The sequence below is a fragment of the Paraburkholderia sp. BR10141 genome, assembly GCF_056155635.1.
In genome coordinates this window covers 40,407-57,079 of sequence record NZ_JBMIQH010000010.1, presented here as the reverse complement: position 1 = coordinate 57,079, position 16,673 = coordinate 40,407, and the positions used below count along the sequence as shown (strand labels likewise).

General features: G+C 63.2%; 17 protein-coding genes. 13 read left to right on the top strand and 4 right to left on the bottom strand.

Going from position 1 to position 16,673, the window contains the following annotated elements; translation table 11 throughout:
• Positions 1 to 44: 44 nt before the first annotated feature.
• The 9 genes from ACOJB8_RS16040 to ACOJB8_RS16000 all read left to right on the top strand — a co-directional run bounded on the left by ACOJB8_RS16040 (position 45) and on the right by ACOJB8_RS16000 (position 8,302).
• A complete protein-coding gene (locus tag ACOJB8_RS16040) occupies positions 45 to 275 on the top strand; it encodes a biotin/lipoyl-containing protein (protein ID WP_069268804.1) in 231 nt (76 codons plus the stop codon).
• Between the two features lie 50 nt (positions 276 to 325).
• The gene (locus ACOJB8_RS16035; RefSeq protein ID WP_475013341.1) at positions 326 to 1,147 is read left to right on the top strand and encodes a 2-oxo acid dehydrogenase subunit E2; all 822 of its coding nucleotides are present in this window, start codon (positions 326 to 328) and stop codon (positions 1,145 to 1,147) included.
• Between the two features lie 33 nt (positions 1,148 to 1,180).
• Positions 1,181 to 2,710: a class I adenylate-forming enzyme family protein gene (locus ACOJB8_RS16030; protein ID WP_069268802.1), complete on the top strand. Its 1,530-nt coding sequence runs from the start codon at positions 1,181 to 1,183 to the stop codon at positions 2,708 to 2,710.
• A gap of 37 nt (positions 2,711 to 2,747) precedes the next feature.
• A complete protein-coding gene (locus tag ACOJB8_RS16025) occupies positions 2,748 to 3,641 on the top strand; it encodes a crotonase/enoyl-CoA hydratase family protein (protein ID WP_368617211.1) in 894 nt (297 codons plus the stop codon).
• Positions 3,642 to 3,672: 31 nt separating this feature from the next.
• A complete protein-coding gene (locus ACOJB8_RS16020) occupies positions 3,673 to 4,452 on the top strand; it encodes an enoyl-CoA hydratase/isomerase family protein (RefSeq protein WP_069268818.1) in 780 nt (259 codons plus the stop codon).
• A gap of 76 nt (positions 4,453 to 4,528) precedes the next feature.
• On the top strand, positions 4,529 to 5,731 hold the full coding sequence (locus ACOJB8_RS16015; protein ID WP_069268800.1) for an acyl-CoA dehydrogenase family protein: 1,203 nt from the start codon (positions 4,529 to 4,531) through the stop codon (positions 5,729 to 5,731).
• A 2-nt stretch (positions 5,732 to 5,733) separates the two neighbouring features.
• Positions 5,734 to 6,876 carry an acyl-CoA dehydrogenase family protein gene (locus ACOJB8_RS16010; RefSeq protein ID WP_475013340.1) on the top strand — a complete coding sequence of 381 codons (1,143 nt, stop codon included), beginning with the start codon at positions 5,734 to 5,736 and terminating at the stop codon, positions 6,874 to 6,876.
• A 17-nt stretch (positions 6,877 to 6,893) separates the two neighbouring features.
• A complete protein-coding gene (locus tag ACOJB8_RS16005) occupies positions 6,894 to 7,727 on the top strand; it encodes an SDR family oxidoreductase (protein WP_368617214.1) in 834 nt (277 codons plus the stop codon).
• Positions 7,724 to 8,302, top strand: a complete 579-nt coding sequence (locus ACOJB8_RS16000) for a nuclear transport factor 2 family protein (protein ID WP_475013338.1) — start codon at positions 7,724 to 7,726, stop codon at positions 8,300 to 8,302. The genes ACOJB8_RS16005 and ACOJB8_RS16000 overlap by 4 nt, the downstream gene beginning before the upstream one ends.
• 40 nt (positions 8,303 to 8,342) lie before the next feature.
• Here the strand turns inward: ACOJB8_RS16000 and ACOJB8_RS15995 are convergent, their stop codons facing one another.
• The 4 genes from ACOJB8_RS15995 to ACOJB8_RS15980 all read right to left on the bottom strand — a co-directional run bounded on the left by ACOJB8_RS15995 (position 8,343) and on the right by ACOJB8_RS15980 (position 11,569).
• The gene (locus ACOJB8_RS15995) at positions 8,343 to 9,119 is read right to left on the bottom strand and encodes an SDR family oxidoreductase (RefSeq protein ID WP_342947386.1); all 777 of its coding nucleotides are present in this window, start codon (positions 9,117 to 9,119) and stop codon (positions 8,343 to 8,345) included.
• A 5-nt stretch (positions 9,120 to 9,124) separates the two neighbouring features.
• On the bottom strand, positions 9,125 to 9,445 hold the full coding sequence (locus tag ACOJB8_RS15990) for a 2Fe-2S iron-sulfur cluster-binding protein (protein ID WP_069268796.1): 321 nt from the start codon (positions 9,443 to 9,445) through the stop codon (positions 9,125 to 9,127).
• 21 nt (positions 9,446 to 9,466) lie between these two features.
• Entirely contained in the window at positions 9,467 to 10,729 is a 1,263-nt protein-coding gene (locus ACOJB8_RS15985) for an NAD(P)/FAD-dependent oxidoreductase (protein WP_475013336.1), read from the bottom strand.
• 111 nt (positions 10,730 to 10,840) lie between these two features.
• Positions 10,841 to 11,569: a TetR/AcrR family transcriptional regulator gene (locus ACOJB8_RS15980; RefSeq protein ID WP_475013335.1), complete on the bottom strand. Its 729-nt coding sequence runs from the start codon at positions 11,567 to 11,569 to the stop codon at positions 10,841 to 10,843.
• Positions 11,570 to 11,734: 165 nt separating this feature from the next.
• Here ACOJB8_RS15980 and ACOJB8_RS15975 point away from each other — a divergent pair, with 165 nt between their 5' ends.
• The 4 genes from ACOJB8_RS15975 to ACOJB8_RS15960 all read left to right on the top strand — a co-directional run bounded on the left by ACOJB8_RS15975 (position 11,735) and on the right by ACOJB8_RS15960 (position 16,667).
• Positions 11,735 to 12,979, top strand: a complete 1,245-nt coding sequence (locus ACOJB8_RS15975) for a cytochrome P450 (protein ID WP_342947389.1) — start codon at positions 11,735 to 11,737, stop codon at positions 12,977 to 12,979.
• A 114-nt stretch (positions 12,980 to 13,093) separates the two neighbouring features.
• Positions 13,094 to 14,695 carry a GMC family oxidoreductase gene (locus ACOJB8_RS15970; RefSeq protein ID WP_475013333.1) on the top strand — a complete coding sequence of 534 codons (1,602 nt, stop codon included), beginning with the start codon at positions 13,094 to 13,096 and terminating at the stop codon, positions 14,693 to 14,695.
• Entirely contained in the window at positions 14,692 to 15,462 is a 771-nt protein-coding gene (locus tag ACOJB8_RS15965) for an enoyl-CoA hydratase/isomerase family protein (RefSeq protein ID WP_475013331.1), read from the top strand. The genes ACOJB8_RS15970 and ACOJB8_RS15965 overlap by 4 nt, the downstream gene beginning before the upstream one ends.
• Before the next feature lie 50 nt (positions 15,463 to 15,512).
• Positions 15,513 to 16,667 (top strand): serine hydrolase domain-containing protein, encoded by a 1,155-nt coding sequence (locus ACOJB8_RS15960; protein WP_475013329.1) that lies wholly within the window; start codon positions 15,513 to 15,515, stop codon positions 16,665 to 16,667.
• Positions 16,668 to 16,673 lie beyond the last annotated feature (6 nt).

The window sequence follows — 16,673 nt, the reverse complement described above, 5'->3', positions numbered from 1 at the left end:
GAGCGGCGCACCCCAAGGATTTTCATCATCAATAGAGCAATGTCATGACCACACAAGTTCTGCTTCCCAAACTGGGCTTTTCGATGAACGAAGGCACGCTGGCCGAATGGCTGGCCGAAGACGGCGCGACCGTCAACGAAGGCCAGATTCTCTACGCGCTGGAGAGCGACAAGTCGATTCAGGAAGTCGAGTCGCCGGCGTCGGGCAAGCTGCGCATCGTCGCACAGGTTGGCGAGGTGTATCCCGTCGGCACGCTGCTGGCGGAAATCGTCTGATCGGCTTCACGCCGTCAAGTACCCAAAGGTCGTTTGAAGAGGCATCCGCGATGAGTGTCGAATCCGTTGCTAACCGGTCGCAGGCCAATGCGAATGCCGGACCCGGCGAACCCGTAACGCCTGCATTGTGTGCCAATTTGCCGCCCTGGCCGCAGGTCGACTTCGCCGAATTCGGCGAGGTGGAGATCAAGCCGGTCTCGCGCATCCAGAAACTCACAGGCGCCTTCCTGTCGCGCAACTGGCTCACGATTCCGCATGTGACGCACCACGACGACGCGGATATCACATCGCTCGAAACCTGGCGCAAGGCGCGCAACGAGGCGAATGCGGCAGTGAAGCTCACACCGCTCGTGTTTCTCATCAAGGCGGTGGTGCGCGCTTTGCAGGAGTTTCCGCAATTCAACGCTTCGCTCGACGGGGATGGCAAGAACATCGTCCTCAAGAAGTATTTCCACATTGGGGTCGCGGTCGACACCCGCTTTGGACTGCTCGTGCCGGTGCTGCGTGATTGCGACAAGAAGAGCGTCGAGGAACTCGCAACCGAACTCGCGGCGATTTCCCTGAAGGCGCGCGAAAAGGGCCTTTCGATGGCGGAGATGTCTGGCGGTTGCTTTTCGATCAGCTCGCTCGGCGGCTTTGGGGGCACCGGCTTCACGCCTATCGTCAATGCGCCGGAGGTGGCGATTCTCGGCGTGACCAAAACACGGCTGGCGGCCGCACCCGCGGAAGACGGCGGTGGCGGTATTAGCTGGCGCAAGATGTTACCCCTCTCGCTGAGCTACGACCATCGCGTGATCAACGGAGCCGATGCGGCGCGCTTCGCCGCATTCATCGGGACCGTGCTGGCCGATCCGCAGGCGCTCGCAGGCTAAAAGAACGAAGTGACAAACAACGACGGGACTGAAATGAGAACCCTTGGCGAGATGATTGAGCGAAACGCTCGCTTGCATGCCGACCACACGGCGCTCGTGTACGCTGAGCGCCGTTTGACGCACGCTCAGCTGGCCGAGCGCGCGCGCCGCTTCTCTGGGGCGCTCTATGAGCGCGGCCTGCGGCGTCAGGATCGGGTTGCGATCCTCGCGATGAATTGTGCGGAGTACTACGAGAGTTACCGCGCATGCGAGTGGGCAGGCTTCATTCTGGCAACCGTCAACTTCCGGCTGGCGCCAGCGGAGATTCTTTATATCCTCAAGGATGCGGCCCCCAAGGCGCTTGTCTTCGAGGCGCAGTACGCGGATGTCGTGGATGAGCTGCGTTCGCAATTGCCGGAAATCGAGCAGTACATCTGCATCGGCGACACGCCGCAGTGGGCCGTTTCATTCGAAGCGGTGATGGACGAGGGCCCGCTGGAAGGGCCGCCGATCCGATCGAACCCGGAAGACTACGCTTACCTGATGTACACCAGCGGCACCACGGGGCGTCCCAAGGGCGTCGTTCGCACGCACCACGCCATGTGCGTCACCGCGGAAAGTTGCGCGCTCGTCACGGAGTTTTCCGGCAACACGCGCGTGCTGCAAACCACGCCGGCGTTCCATGTCGGCGGCATTGGCTTCGTCAATTCTGTGGCCTGGATGGGCGGCACGACGGTCGTGCATCGCGGCTTCGAGCCGAAGCAGATGCTGGAAACGATCGCCGAGGAGCGTATCACCTTCACGTTCATGGTGGCCGCCATGCTTCAGGCGGTGCTCGACGTGCCGGAACTGTCGAGCTACGACGTATCGAGCATCGAGAACATCGTCACCGCGGCGGCACCCGTGCCTGCGCCGCTGCTTTCGCGTGGCATTCGGGTGCTCGGCCCCGTGTTTTCGGTCCAATACGGCATGACCGAGAGCAACGCATGCTGGTTGCCTTCTCACGAGGTCAAGCCGCACGGCTCGCCGGAACAGGTTCGGCGCCTCGCATCGGTCGGGCGCCCGTGTCCCGGCATCGAACTACGCATCGTCGACGACCACGGCAACGACTTGCCGCAAGGCCGGACGGGCGAGGTATGGCTGCGCTCGCAGACGCAATTGAGCGGCTACTGGAATAACAGCGTCGCGACGGTGGAAGCGCTGCGAGACGGCTGGTATCGATCCGGCGACATGGGCTATCAGGACAAGGACGGCTACATCTTCCTCGTCGACCGCAAGAAGGACATGATCATTTCGGGCGGGGAGAACATTTACAGCCGTGAAGTCGAGGACGCACTGGTGCAGCATCCCGCCGTCGTCGACGTGGCCGTGATCGGGGTTCCGCATGAGAAGTGGGGCGAATGTGTCAAGGCGATCGTCGTTTTGCGTCGGGGCGAACAAGCCAGCGAAGCCGAGCTGATCGAATTTTGTCGCGACCTGATCGCGAGCTACAAGTGCCCGAAAGCCATTGCGTTCGTCGACGAGCTACCGAGGTTGCCGACAGGCAAGATCAGCAAGGTGATTCTGCGCAAGCAGTTTGCGTAGTTGAACCGGCAATCGCTTCATTCAGAGAGAACCGATCATGGCAAAATGGCTAAAAAGTACGGAGTGCGTACAGTTCGAAGTCGCGGAGCGCGTTGCACGCATCACGCTGAATCGCCCGGACAAGCGCAATGCCATCAACAATCCGCTGTTGCATGAACTCAAGGCGGCGCTGCTCGAAGCCGACGATTTGAAGTCGGTCAACGTGATCGTGCTTTCGGGGGCGGGCCGTGACTTCTGCGCGGGATACGACCTCGTGACGACGTATACGGACCGGGCGGCGGAAGCCATCGATCCGGGTGAGTATCGTGGCACGATCCGCAGTTTCGACGACGACTGCTGGTCGATGGAGCGGCAGGCAGAGACGGTCAATCTGATGGCCGAGATCCACAAGCCGATCATCGCGCAGGTTCACGGCAACTGTCTTGCAGGCGGAACGGATCTCGCGCTTGCATGCGACATGGTGATCGCCGCCGACAACGCGAGAATCGGTTTTCCCGCCACGCGCGCCAACGGTTCGCCCCCTGCGCACATGTGGTTCTATCACGTCGGCCCTCAGTGGGCGAAACGTCTGCTGCTTTCCGGAGATTCGCTGTCAGGAAGAGACGCGGCGAAAATCGGCCTCGTCATGGACGCGGTGCCGGCGGAGCAACTCGAGGCGGAGGTGGGCGAACTGGCGCGCCGTCTGTCTTTCGTCGACGCCGATCTGCTGGCGGCCAACAAGCGCATCGTCAACATCGGCTTGGAACTGGCCGGTTCGCGCACGCTTCAGCGGCTCGCCGTGGAGAACGACTCGCGGGCTCACCAGAGCCAGGGACCGCGCCGCGCGCAGTTCAAGGCAGATATGGAAGCGGTTGGGCTGAAGGAAGCGCTCAAGCGCCGCGACGAGCCATTCGGCGACGGGATGATCCGCCTGCACGCTCGTGGCAGTTGACGAACCGAACTCGAACGAAGATCCGAACATCATGGACGTTGAACTCACATTGAACGGCGCGGTTGCGACGCTGTGCCTGAACCGCCCCGAGAAGCTCAATGCGCTGACGCCGGAAATGCTGCAACTGATTCTCGGCCACCTCGATCGCATCGAGCAGGACCCGGAGATTCGCGCGGTCATTCTCACCGGCGCAGGCCGCGCTTTCTGCGCGGGCGCCGATATCAAAGGCAGCGGCGCCGCGCCGCCGCAGATGAGCGTTGCCCATGCTCGTGCTTCGATGGCCGTCTATCAGAAGATCGCGCTCAGGCTGTACAACCTGAACAAGCCGATGGTCGCGGCTGTGCGGGGCGTTGCGGTGGGTATCGCGTGGAGCTTCGCGCTCTGCGCGGACCAGCTGGTCGTTTCCGACACGGCGCAGTTCATTCCCGCGTTCCTGATGCGCGCCACGCTGCCCGAAGGCGGCATGGTGCATCTGCTTGCGCGTCATTGCGGCGAGTTTCGCGCCAAGGAAATCATGTATCTGAATCGCCGGCTGACAGGCCAGGAAGCGCTCGATATGGGCCTTGCCAGCCACTTCGTCGAGGACGGCGAACTCGACGCGGCAGCCGCGAAGCTGGCCGGCGAACTGGCGGCCGGCCCGACCTTTTCGCTTGGCCTGACGAAGCAATTGTTCCGGTTGAACGCCGCAAGCATGGAAGAGTTTCTGGCCCAGGAGCTGAACGCGGTAGCGCTCGCGGTAAATTCGGAAGACGCAGCGGAGGGCCGGCTGGCCGCGAGAGAAAAACGAGCGCCTGCCTTCCGTGGCCGCTAAAGGGGCTCCTCCACGAGCAGGGCGAGCCCGGCCGGTCTGATATACGGGTGCGTAAAGGATTCAGGAGTCGGGAAACATGAATTTTGCTTATAGCAAGGAAGACGAAGCGTTTCGCCAGGAAGTGATGCAGTTCTTCAAGGAGCATGCACCCGCCGATATTTCACGCCGGTGGCGCGTGGGCGTGCATCCGCCTGCGCGCGATGATATTCGCAAGTGGCAGGGCATTCTGTACGAGCGTGGCTGGGGCGCGCCCCATTTGCCGGTCGAGCATGGCGGCACCGACTGGAGCGGGTTTCGCAAGCATATCTTCATGGAAGAGCTGTACAACGCCGATGCCATGGACTACAGCTGGCAGTCCACGCATATGGTCGCGCCCGTCATCATCGCGTTCGGCTCGGCCTGGCAAAAGGAGCGCTTCCTGAAGCCGCTCCTGCGTGGCGATGAATTTTGGTGCCAGGGATTCTCGGAACCGAACGCGGGCTCCGACCTCGCCGGACTGAGAACCACGGCGGTACTCGATGGCGACGAGTACGTCATCAACGGCCAGAAGATCTGGACGAGCGACGCCACGATTGCCGACTGGGGATTCTTTCTCGTCAAGACCGATACGACGGTCAAGCCGCAGCGTGGCATCTCGTTCCTGCTCGTCAAGATGGACACGCCGGGCATTACCGTGCGTCCGATCGTGTCGATCGAAGGCGGCAGGGGACTGAACGAGGTGTTCCTCGAGAACGTCCGTGTGCCGAAGGCGCATCTCGTGGGTGAGGCGGGCATGGGTTGGACCTATGCGAAGTACCTGCTCGAGAAGGAGCGCACGACGAGCGCGTTCCTGTACTTCAACAAACGTGAGTTGCAACGCGCGAAGGACATCGCTGCTCAGGAGATGGTCGACGGCGTGCGGCTGATCGATACGCCCGGGTTCGCGCGCAAGGTTGCGGAGATCGAAACGGATCTCATGGCGCTCGAGTGGTCGGTGCTGCGCATCCTCGCCGAAGAGAAGAGCGAGCGCAACCTCGACGCCGTGGTGTCCGCGCTGAAGATCAGCGGGTCGGAAATGCAGCAGCGCGTGACGCAACTCCAGATGGACGCGCTGGGTCCTCGCGTGATGCGCTTCGACGACCACAGCGTCGCGCACGCCGATCCCGCGGTCGACGAAAACTGGCCAGATTACGTGGGCGGCCGCACGTCGGGCTATCTCATCGCGCGCGCATCCACCATTTACGGCGGTGCGCGCGAAGTGCAGAAGAACATCATTGCGAAACTCGCATTCGGACTGTAGCCATGGACTTCAACTTCTCCGAAGAACAATTGATGCTGAAGGATGGCGCCGAGCGCTACGTCCATCAGGAGTACGGATTCGAGGCGCGCACGCACATCGCGGCGCAGCAGGAGGGCTTCAGCCGCGAGCATTGGCGCGCATACGCGGAGCTTGGCTGGCTTGGGCTGACCATGCCGGAAGATGTTGGCGGCCTGGGTTGTTCGTTTGTCGAAATGGCGATCCTGATGGAGGCGCTCGGCCGCGGCATGGCGCTCGAGCCGGTCGTGCAAACGGCACTGCTGTGCGCCACGATCATCGAGCGGGGCGACGCGCAGTCACAGCGCGAAACGCTGCTGCCCGCCGTCATCGAAGGCAAGCTGCTGCTTTCGCTCGCGGATAGTGAAGCTGGCAGCCGCTACAAGGTGGGTTGCCATGGGCGAAGCCATGCTCGTAAAACCTCCTCGGGTTACCTGATCAGCGGTGCGAAGACGCTGGTGGTGGCCGGTGAGTCGGCAGACCAACTGCTCGTGACCGCGCGAGTGGAAACCGCATCGCAAGGCGTGGCCGTGTTTCTTGTCGACCGTCGTGCTGCGGGCGTCACGTGCCGGTCGTATCGCCTGCTCGACGGCTCCCGCGCGGCGGATCTCGACTTGCACGACGTCGAGGTCGGCGACGATGCGCTGATCGTCGGACCGGAGCGCGCGCTGGAGGTGCTCACGCAGGCAACGGAACTCGCCGCCCTGGCGAGCGTGGCCGAGAGCCTCGGCATGATGGAGGCGGTGATGGCCATCACTTCGGAGTACATCAAGGGGCGATCGCAGTTCGGCCAGCCCATCGGCAAGTTCCAGGCATTGCAGCACCGCATGGCGGAGATGTTCGTCGCCACGCAGGAAGCGCGCTCGATGTTGTACTGCGGGATCGCGCACCTGGACCGTCCGGCGGCCGAACGCAGCCGGGCCATCTCGGCGGCCAAGGCCGTTGCCGCGCGTGCCAATCGCTTCGTTTGCGCGCAGGGTATCCAGTTGCACGGCGGCATGGGGCTGACCGAGGAATATCCGATCGGCCATTACTTCCGCAAGATGGCGATGATGGAAAAGATGTTCGGCGATATCGACTTTCATCTCGACCGCGTTGCGGCAAGTAACCGCACACCGGTAACGGTGTGAGCCCGGAGGAGCAGATCGTGCAACGCGTGAAAGACAAGATTGCGATTGTGACCGGGGCGGCATCGGGTATCGGCGCCGCCTGTGCCGCGAGGCTCGCGCAGGAAGGCGCGTTGCTGGTGGTGGCGGATCTGAATCTCGAAGGCGCGCAGGAACAGGTTCGCCGTATCAAGGAGTCGGGCGGCCAGGCGGTTGCGGCGCGTGTCGATATCGGCGACGAAAGCTCGATCGCGGCGTTGTTCGATCTCACGCTCGAGACGTGGGGCGGCCTCGATATCCTGCACAACAACGCCGCCGCCACGTCGCTTTCCAGTACGGTCGATGCGGCGGTCGAGGCGGTCGACGTCGCGGTGTGGGACGACACGATGCGCATCAATCTTCGCGGCACGATGCTGGCTTCGCGGCGCGCGCTGCCGCTCATGCGCTCGCGCGGCGGCGGTTCGATCATCAATACCTCTTCGGGCTCGGCTCAGGCAGGTGCGCTGGGGTACAGCGCCTATGGCGTCTGCAAGGCAGGCATCGAGAATTTGACGCGCTACCTAGCCGCGCAGCACGGCAAGGAGGGCATACGGTGCAACGCGATTGCTCCCGGGCTGATCGTCACGCCGGTGACTGAGGCTTACTACGTGGGCGAACTCGGGGAAATGATGCTGAGCCACCATCTCACGCCTCGCCTTGGGCAGCCCGAAGACATTGCGCACGCGGTCGTGTATCTCGCTTCGGACGAAGCCGCGTTCGTCACGGGCCAGGTATTCAACGTTGACGGTGGACTGCTTTCGCACCAGCCGTACTATGCCGATGAAATCCGCGCACGCTCGGCCAACGCGGCCATCGCGGCCAAGGGGGCGGCATGACGACGGACCTCAGCCTTCTTGCGCGTGTCGAACGCATCGAGGCGCAGCTCGCCATTCAGCAGTTGCCGGTGCGATACGCGCTCGCGGTCGATTCGCGCGATCTGGACAGCCTCGTGCAACTGTTCGCCGAGGACGTCGATTGCGGCCGCTGGGGCGTGGGGCGCGCTGCGCTGAAAACGTTCTACGGGTCCGAACACATCCTGCGCGGGTTTTATCGCAGTATCCACCAGATTTGCGGCCACGCAGTCGATTTCATCGACGCCGACCATGCGACGGGTAGCGTATATTGCCGCGCGGAGCACGAGGACAACGGCTCGTGGGTGGTGATGGCGATCTGTTACTTCGATCACTATGTGCGGCGCGACGGGCAGTGGTATTTCGAGCGGCGCGAAGAGCAGCACTGGTATTCGACGGACTGGCTCGCACGTCCCGGCGCGCCGCGCTTCCAGAACTGGCCTGGCAAATATGAGGGTGATCGGTACCAGCCGCGTCTTCCTCAGGGCTTTCCGACGTGGGCGGCGTTCTGGAGCAAGAGCGAACAACACGCCATCGACGCGTTGACGAAGGCGCCGTAAGCGCGGTTGCGCTTTTGGCGCTAGCGCGTGGGCGTGTGCATCAAAGCGCCGCTTCCCCGCGCAGGAGCACGTCCGCGCCACCGTCCGCGAAGGGTACCTGGCCCACCATGTAGGCGTTGGCCGGACCGGCGAGGAACGCAAGGAGCGGAACGATCTGCTCCGCGCTCGCATAGTCCCGCACGGCGGTGGGTACACCCGCTGCAAGCGCCTCGCGGCCCTCGGCGGTTTCCAGCAGCGGCGCGACCATCGGCGTTTTCACAATGCCCGGCGCGATGCCGTTCAGCAGCACCCCTTGGTCGGCCCAGCCAGGCAGCACGGCCGTGCGCCGTATCCATTGAGTCAGCGCGCGTTTGGACGACGCATAGCATTGCGCGCCGATTTTCGCGGCCTGTTCCCGCGCGGCGGTTTCGTCGCCGTGGAGGCATAACTCGACGAGCCGCGTATCGACGGGATGAAGCGAGGCCAGTGAAGAGATCACCACAACGCGGGGCTGCTTTCCACGCTGCAGGAGCGGCAACAGGCGCGGCAGCAGGTCCGCAACGCCGAAGTAGTTGACCGACACGAGCGTATCGCCGGCGACGGGGGGAGATACGCCGGCGCACGCGACCACCGCGTCGATCGATGGCGCAATCTCCTGCACGCGCGCGACGAGCGCTGCACGTTCCGCCGGGTCGGAGAGGTCCGAACACACTTCGGCGTTGTTCAGATCGACGCCAATCACCCGTTCGCCGAGTGCGGACAAATGCCGGGCGAGGGCGGCGCCCATGCCGGAAGCCGCGCCGGTGATTAGCGTCGTGCGTGGGGCAGTCGTGGTCATGACGCTCAAGCCGCCGAGCCGGGCAGACGCACCACCAGGCCGTCCAGTTCCGGTGTCATGAAGATCTGGCACGTCAGACGGCTGTTTTCGCGCACGTCCATCGCGCAGGTGAGCATGTCGACTTCGTAGGACTCGGCCGCTGGCATGTGGCCGCGCCAGGCTTCGTCGACGTAGGCGTGACAGGTCGCGCAACTGCAGCTGCCGCCACAATCTCCGAGAATGCCCGGGACCTGGTTGTTCACGGCAGTTTGCATGACCGAGTCGCCAACGTTGGCGCTTACACTGGCTTCGCTGCCGTCCGGCTGGATGAATCGAATGAGCGGCATGGCTTCTGGACCTCGGAAAATTTAGTTGGACTGGGGAAGCAGACTTTTCAACGGGATCGACTCGTCGGCGAGATCGGCCGCACGAACCGGAATTTTCTCGGCAACGAACCGCTTTGCCAGCATGAAATCGGGCGCGCGGCTCACCGTGTCGGCTGCGAGCATCACGCCGTCCTTGAGATAAAACGCCGAAAACGAGCGGCTCTCGGGACTGCCGCGCAAGACGAGTTCGTCGTAGTCCTGGGACAGCCCGACCATCTTGAGCTTCAGATCGTATTGATCGGACCAGAACCACGGCACGCTGTTATAGACGCGCTCCTTGCCGCACAGCGACGCCGCGGCGGTGCGGGCCTGCTCGAGTGCGTTCGGCACCGACTCCAGGCGCAGCCGCCGGCCGAGCGCGGGATTGGGATGATTGGTGCAATCGCCGACCGCGAAAATATTCGGATCGGAGGTGCGCGTATGCTCGTCCACCACAATGCCGTTGTCGACGGCGAGACCCGCGGCCTGCGCGAGTTCGGTGGCGGGCTCCAGTCCCACGCCGACGATGACGAGATCCGCCGCGACACGCGTGCCGTCCGCGCAGCAGATTGCGGCGACGGCGTCGCGGGACGCGTCGAGTTCGAATCCGCTCACGATCGCTTTCGTGCGGATGTCGACCCCGGCCTCGCGGTGCACTTTCTCGTAGAACGCGGAAAGCTCGGGCGCCGTGACGCGCGCGAGCACACGCGGCAATGCCTCGAGCACGGTGACGTGCAAGCCGCGCTTCACGGCCACGGCAGCCACTTCGAGGCCCACATATCCGCCGCCGATGATCACGAGGCGCGAGCCCGCATGAAACTGGTTACGAATGCGCGCGACGTGATCGAGCGTGCGAAGGTAGTGAAAGTTCTGCAGCTTCTCGATGGCTTCGATACCCGGCAACGCGAGTCGCCGCGCGCGGCCGCCGGTGGCCAGAACGAGCTTCGCGTAGCTGATCTCGCTGCCATTGGAGAGTGTGACCCGTTTCGCGTCACGGTCGATGCGCTCCGCGCGCGTATTCGGAATGAACTCGACGCGTGCCTTGTCGTAAGTCGAAAGCGGTTTCAGGTAGAGCTGCTCGGCGGTCGATTCGCCCGACAGGAATGCCTTCGAAAGCGGTGGCCGCTGGTACGGCAAATGCGGTTCTTCTCCCACCATCACGATGCGTCCCGTCCAACCCTGTTCGCGGATCGCGGTCGCGCATTCTCCCGCAGCGTGACCCGCTCCAACGATCAGCGCGGTGTTTTCTGCGTCTACAGCTGTCATAAGGCGAACTCCGTCTCGCACGGCCGCGCTCGCTGCGGCCTCAGTTATTTTGAATAATGTTCTAAATTGTGAACGACGGTCGCCGCGGCTGTCAATGCTCATCAACCCCGCTCACGCACCCCGTTGGTCCCGCGCGGCGTTGACCATCGCCTCGATGCCGCCAACCGCAAAGCGGATCAAATAGGTGCGCATGCGCTCGATATGTGGTGACGTCAGTGCGCGCGTTCCGGATCGGGCTTCTTTCGCGTACAGCTCGTTGAGCACCAGGTGAAACACGGACTCGACGAAATGCTGCACGAGTTCGACGGTTTCCCGCGTCGTGCCGGGCAGTGCCTTCGCGAAGGCGTCGCGGTAGCGCGCCGCGGCCGGCGCGTATTGGTCGTAGAACGGCGCCGTGAGGTCGGGGCGCTCCAGCAGGCAGCCGATCTGGGTCAGCAGGCGCAGGTAGTTTTGCCACCCCGGGTCGCCGCTTTTCAGATGCGCGAAGGCCGGCGCGGAAAGCGCGGTCACGATGGCTTCCACATCGGGGCGCTCGCCATGTTGCGGCGCGAGCGCCGCTTCCAGCGATTCGATCACCTGCTGGCTGATCACGGTTGCGCGGCGGCCTATCGCCTGCTGGAACAGGGCGTCCTTGCTGCCGAAGTGGTAGCGCGCGAGGCTCAGCTCCATGCCGCAGCTCTGCATGATGTCGCGAATCGACGTACCGAAGTAACCGTGCATCGCGAACAGCCTTTCGGCGGTATCGAGAATGCGCTCGGGCGTTGTGCTGCGAGCCGAAGCGCGCGGCTCCCTGTTATCGGCTGCCAGGCTGCTGGCGGCTTGGGTATTCCTCGACGACATAGTTTCCCTTTCATTACAGGCGCAACCCGGTCAAACGCCGGAGGCCCCTTCAACCGAATGATAAAACGTTCTTGCACAATCGTGCAAAATCGAACATAGTTCAACTATAGGTACAAACGGCAAGGCCGTGCACCTGCAATCGAACGACTAATGGAGACTGGAACCATGGCTGGCGCGCTGCGACTTGAAGACTTCGACGATCCGACGTTCAATCCCTTTTTCGAGGATTCGCTCGCTTACGGAGCCGATGCCAACCCGTATCCGCGCATTGCCGAGCTGCGCGAAAAAGGCATGGTTCAGGAAGGGGACTATCGTGTGCTGATGGGCGGTGCCGCGGACCTGACAATGTCCGATGTCGCGCACTACTGCGTATTCGGATACGACGAGGTATCGCAGGTGCTGGGTGATCCGGCGACGTTCTCGAACAAGTCTTACGAGCGCAATATCGGCATCAGCTTCGGACGCAGCATTTCGACGATGGACGCGCCAGAGCACCCGCGCTACCGCCGCATTTTCCAGAAAGCATTTTTGCCGCACACGGTGGCGGCATGGGGCGACACATTGGTCGATCCTGTGGTAAACGAACTGATGTCGAAGTTCGTGGATCGCGGGCATGCGGATCTCGTCAACGAGTTCACGCTTCACTATCCGTTCAATATCATCTACCGCCAGCTCGCATTGCCGCCGGAAGACGTGAAGATCTTCCACAAGCTGGCGATCGCGCAAACGCTGGTTTCGATCGACGTGGCGCACGGCGTGGAGGCATCGACGAAGCTGGGCGCTTATTTCGCGCAACTCGTCGAGGCGCGCCGCAGCAATCCAGGCGACGATCTCGTCAGCGCGCTGGCCACCGCGGAAGTCGATGGCGAATTGCTGCCGGACGAGGTCGTCATTTCGTTCCTGCGCCAACTCGTGAATGCGGGCGGCGACACCACTTATCGCGCAACCAGCGTGCTGCTGCTCGCACTGCTGCGCGATCCGGCACAGCTCGAAGCGGTGCGCCAGGATCGTACGCTGGTCGCCCAGGCGATCGAAGAGGCCCTGCGCTGGGACGGTCCGGTGTTGATGCAGTCGCGCATGGCGACGCGTGACGTCACGCTCGGTGGCGTCGAGATTCCCGCGGGCGCATTTCTGGACGTGCTGGCGGGCAGCGCCAATCGCGATCCCAGCCGCTTCCCCGATCCGGACAAGTTCGACATCTATCGCAAACCGGCTCACCGCCATTTCGCGTTTGCGTATGGACCGCACGTGTGCATTGGTCAACATCTCGCGCGTGTGGAGATGACGCGCGCGCTCAACGCGATCCTCGACCGACTGCCCAATCTTCGTCTCGATCCGGCCGCGCAGGCTCCGCAGATCAACGGCATCATGATGCGCGTTCCGCATTCGATTCCCGTCGTCTTCGGCTAATCAGAACAAAGCCGGCCTCATGGGCTTTTCACGAGGCCGACCGACAAGACAGGTGCCGCTGGCCAGCTCGCATATTGAGTTGCCCGGCGCGCACCGACGGTGGAGAACGCATTGATGACGGAGTTTGACTATGTCGTGGTTGGCGCGGGCGCCGCAGGTTGCGTACTCGCCAACCGTCTTTCGCAAAGCGGGCGCCATACGGTGCTGCTCATTGAAGCAGGGCCCGAGGACCGCAGTCCCTTGATCCGGATGCCAAAGGGATTCGGAAAGCTGCTGGGCGATCCGGCTCACGCCTGGTTCATCCCCGTGCAGCCCGACGACGGCAACGGGCACCGCAATGAAATCTGGCTGCGCGGCAAGATGCTCGGAGGTTCGAGCAGCATCAACGGCATGGTGTACATGCGCGGACATCCCGAGGACTACGACGGATGGAGCGAACTGGGCGTGGAGGGCTGGAGCTGGCAAAACCTGGCGCCGTGCTTCAGGCAGATCGAAGATCACGCGCTGGGCGCCGACGAACTGCGGGGATCGGGCGGCCCACTGAAAGTCTCGCTGTATGCGCAGCGCAACCGCATTGGCGACGCTGTTCTCGAGGCGTGCCGGTCGCTTGGCATTCGGCGCGTGGAGGATATCAACCGGCTCGATCACGAGGGCGTGGCTTATCTGATCTACACGATACGCAACGGGCGGCGGCAAAGCTCGGCCGAAGCGTTTCTGAAGCCCGTTCGTTCGCGCAAGAATCTCACGGTCGTTACTGCGACGCAGGCTGTGCGAATCGTTTTTGACGGCACGCGCGCAACAGGCGTGCAATGCGAAAGCGCGGGGCAGCAGATCGTCTATCGTGCACGCCGCGAACTGATTCTGTCGGCCGGAGCGATCGAGTCGCCGCGGCTTTTGCAGTTGTCGGGCATTGGCGATCCCGGTCATCTGCAGTCGCTTGGCATTCCGGTCGTGGCAGCGATCCCGGGTGTCGGGCTGAACATGCGCGAGCACTATCTGTATATGGTGCAGGCGCGTTTGCGGCATTGGCGCGACTCGCAGAACCGGCAGTTCAGCGGCCTGCGCTTGTGGCGCAACGCAATGCAGTATTTCCTGTTCCGCCGTGGCGTGATGTCGCTCGGCTCGTATCAGGTGGGCGGTTTCGTCAAGACTGCTCCCGACGCGAAGCGCCCCGACGTTCAACTAATGATGGCGCCGTACTCGATGGATTTCGGCGCGGCCGGCTATGCGTTCGAGAGGTTCCCTGGCATGCAGCTCTTCAGCTATCCACTGCGTCCGCGCAGTGAAGGACATGTGAGGATTCAGTCGGCGGACCCCCGTGTGCCGCCCGAGGTCGTTGCGAACTACCTTGCCGATTCGTACGACCAGCGGATGGCCGTCAGCGCATTCCGGCTCATGCGCAACGTGCTGGCCGCCGAGCCGCTAGCCAGCCTGCTGGAAGGAGAAACGCGTCCAGGTTCCGCCGTTCAGACCGACGCCGAGATCCTCGACCTCTACCGGCGCGAGGGGCAGTCCGGCTATCACGCCTGCGGCACCTGCAAGTTGGGCTCCGGTCCGCTTGCCGTGCTCGATTCGCGCTTGCGGGTGCGGGGCGTTGAAGGCCTGCGCGTGATGGATCTCTCCGTGACGCCCACGATGATCTCCGGCAACACCAATGGCCCGATGATGGCGATGGCATGGCGTGCCGCCGGCCTGATCCTCGAGGATGCGCGATGAGCCACCTCGAGGACTACGGCAAGCGCTTTGCGAACATCGAATTCGAGCGGCGCGATGGCGTTCTTCTGGTACGCCTGCACACGAACGGCGGCCCGCTCAAGTGGGGCGCGCTCGACGGCAGTATTCACAGTCAGCTGGGCGAGGCGTTCTATCAGATTGCACGCGACCTCGAAAATCGCGTAGTGATCCTGACGGGCACCGGCGATGCGTTCTGCGACGCCATGAACTACGCCGAGCTGCCGGTGGAACCGCTTGCGCAAATCTGGCCGCGCCTGCAGCGCGAGGGGCAGGACTTGCTCATGCAACTGCTGGACATTCCGGTTCCCGTTATCGGCGCGATCAACGGCCCGGCGCTCATTCACGCCGAGTTGCTCGTGCTCTCCGATATCGTGCTCGCGTCCAGTCACGCTGAAATCTCGGATCAGGCGCACTTCGTTCACGGCGTCGTGCCGGCGGATGGTGTGCAGATCGTCTGGCCGATGTTGGTCGGCCATAACCGCGCACGCCACTTTCTGCTCACCGGCGAGCGCATGACGGCGCAACGCGCGTGGGAGCTTGGCGTGGTCGGCGAAGTCGTGACGCAGGAAGCGCTGCTCGATCGCGCCTGGGAGATCGCCCGCAGCCTCGCGGCGAAGCCGATCGAAACCCTGCGCTATACCCGCGCGGTCTTTGCTCAGCCGTTCAAGCGCCGCATGGCCGACGAACTGGGCTACGGACTCGCGCTCGAAGGGCTCGCCGGTATTGCCGCGCAGTCTGGCAAGACCTAGCCCGTCAAAGCGACATGTTCACGAATGGGAGACACGATATGGACCTGGCAGTGCAAACATTAACCGGGCGAAACGCGATCGTTCAAAAGGCGCTCGACCGTGCGACGCGGGAGGGTGGCGAGATCGGCGTACAGGTGGCGGCCTATCTCAATGGCAAACTCGTGATCGACGCATGGAGCGGCGTGGCCGATCCGGCCACCGGCCGCCTCGTTGACGGCGATACGCTCTTCAACGTCTATTCGGTGACGAAGGCAGTCGCGGCAACCGCGCTGCACATTCTGGCGGACCGCGGGCTCATCGAATACGACGCGCCGGTCGCGCGCTATTGGCCGGAGTACGGTGCGCACGGGAAAGACAAGACGACGGTACGCGATGTGCTGACTCACCGCGCCTGCGTGCCGCAGATGCCGGACGGCGTGACGCCGGAACTGATGTGCGATTGGCAATGGATGACGCGCGCCATCGCGAACCTGGAGCCGCTCGCCGAGCCGGGCACGAAGACGCTTTATCTTTCGATGACCTTCGGCTGGATCGTTGGGGAACTGGTCCGACGCGCCGACCCGAAGAAGCGCTCGCTGGGCCGCTTCGTTCAGGAGGAGATTGCGAAGCCGCTCGGTATACACGATCTCTGGATTGGCATTCCTGATGAAGTCGAGCCACGCATTGCTCGTCTTACCGATGCAATGGTGCCGGTTCCCGCGGAATACCTGCCGCCGCTGTTCTTGCGCTCGATGCCGCAGCAGGTCGCACTGACGCCGCATGTGTTCGAGCGCCCGGACGTACGGCGCGCCGAGGTGGCGGGCGTGGGCGGGATCTTCAATGCGCGTAGTGAAGCGCGTTTCTGGGCGATGCTTGCGTGCGGTGGTGAGCTGGACGGCGTGAGGATCCTTTCGAAGGAACGCGTGGCCACGCTGAATACGCCCCGCGCCAACAGCGAAGAGCCGGACCCCGTGATGTTCGGCTTTCCGATTCCGATCACGATCGGCGGCTTCTGGTTCGGCGGCAATCATCCGCCGGTGACGGCGGCGCGTTCGCCGCGCGCATTGTGTCATCCGGGGCAGGGCAATTCGATCGGCTGGGCGGACCCGGACACGGGACTCGCGGTGGCAATCTGCCACAACAAGCTGTTCAATCCGACCACGCCGGAAGAAGATCCACTGCTCCCGATCGCTGTTGCGATTCGTGAAGCGCTCGATCTGGAGTGATCACCG

Excerpts from the sequence above, each read along its gene's own strand:
- ACOJB8_RS16020 (WP_069268818.1), top strand. The coding sequence starts at position 3,673 with ATGGACGTTGAACTCACATTGAACGGCGCGGTTGCGACGCTGTGCCTG.
- ACOJB8_RS16040 (WP_069268804.1), top strand. The coding sequence starts at position 45 with ATGACCACACAAGTTCTGCTTCCCAAACTGGGCTTTTCGATGAACGAA.
- ACOJB8_RS16025 (WP_368617211.1), top strand. The coding sequence starts at position 2,748 with ATGGCAAAATGGCTAAAAAGTACGGAGTGCGTACAGTTCGAAGTCGCG.
- ACOJB8_RS16035 (WP_475013341.1), top strand. The coding sequence starts at position 326 with ATGAGTGTCGAATCCGTTGCTAACCGGTCGCAGGCCAATGCGAATGCC.
- ACOJB8_RS16030 (WP_069268802.1), top strand. The coding sequence starts at position 1,181 with ATGAGAACCCTTGGCGAGATGATTGAGCGAAACGCTCGCTTGCATGCC.
- ACOJB8_RS15975 (WP_342947389.1), top strand. The coding sequence starts at position 11,735 with ATGGCTGGCGCGCTGCGACTTGAAGACTTCGACGATCCGACGTTCAAT.
- ACOJB8_RS15985 (WP_475013336.1), bottom strand. The coding sequence starts at position 10,729 with ATGACAGCTGTAGACGCAGAAAACACCGCGCTGATCGTTGGAGCGGGT.
- ACOJB8_RS15965 (WP_475013331.1), top strand. The coding sequence starts at position 14,692 with ATGAGCCACCTCGAGGACTACGGCAAGCGCTTTGCGAACATCGAATTC.
- ACOJB8_RS15995 (WP_342947386.1), bottom strand. The coding sequence starts at position 9,119 with ATGACCACGACTGCCCCACGCACGACGCTAATCACCGGCGCGGCTTCC.
- ACOJB8_RS15970 (WP_475013333.1), top strand. The coding sequence starts at position 13,094 with ATGACGGAGTTTGACTATGTCGTGGTTGGCGCGGGCGCCGCAGGTTGC.
- ACOJB8_RS16010 (WP_475013340.1), top strand. The coding sequence starts at position 5,734 with ATGGACTTCAACTTCTCCGAAGAACAATTGATGCTGAAGGATGGCGCC.
- ACOJB8_RS16015 (WP_069268800.1), top strand. The coding sequence starts at position 4,529 with ATGAATTTTGCTTATAGCAAGGAAGACGAAGCGTTTCGCCAGGAAGTG.
- ACOJB8_RS15980 (WP_475013335.1), bottom strand. The coding sequence starts at position 11,569 with ATGTCGTCGAGGAATACCCAAGCCGCCAGCAGCCTGGCAGCCGATAAC.
- ACOJB8_RS15990 (WP_069268796.1), bottom strand. The coding sequence starts at position 9,445 with ATGCCGCTCATTCGATTCATCCAGCCGGACGGCAGCGAAGCCAGTGTA.
- ACOJB8_RS16000 (WP_475013338.1), top strand. The coding sequence starts at position 7,724 with ATGACGACGGACCTCAGCCTTCTTGCGCGTGTCGAACGCATCGAGGCG.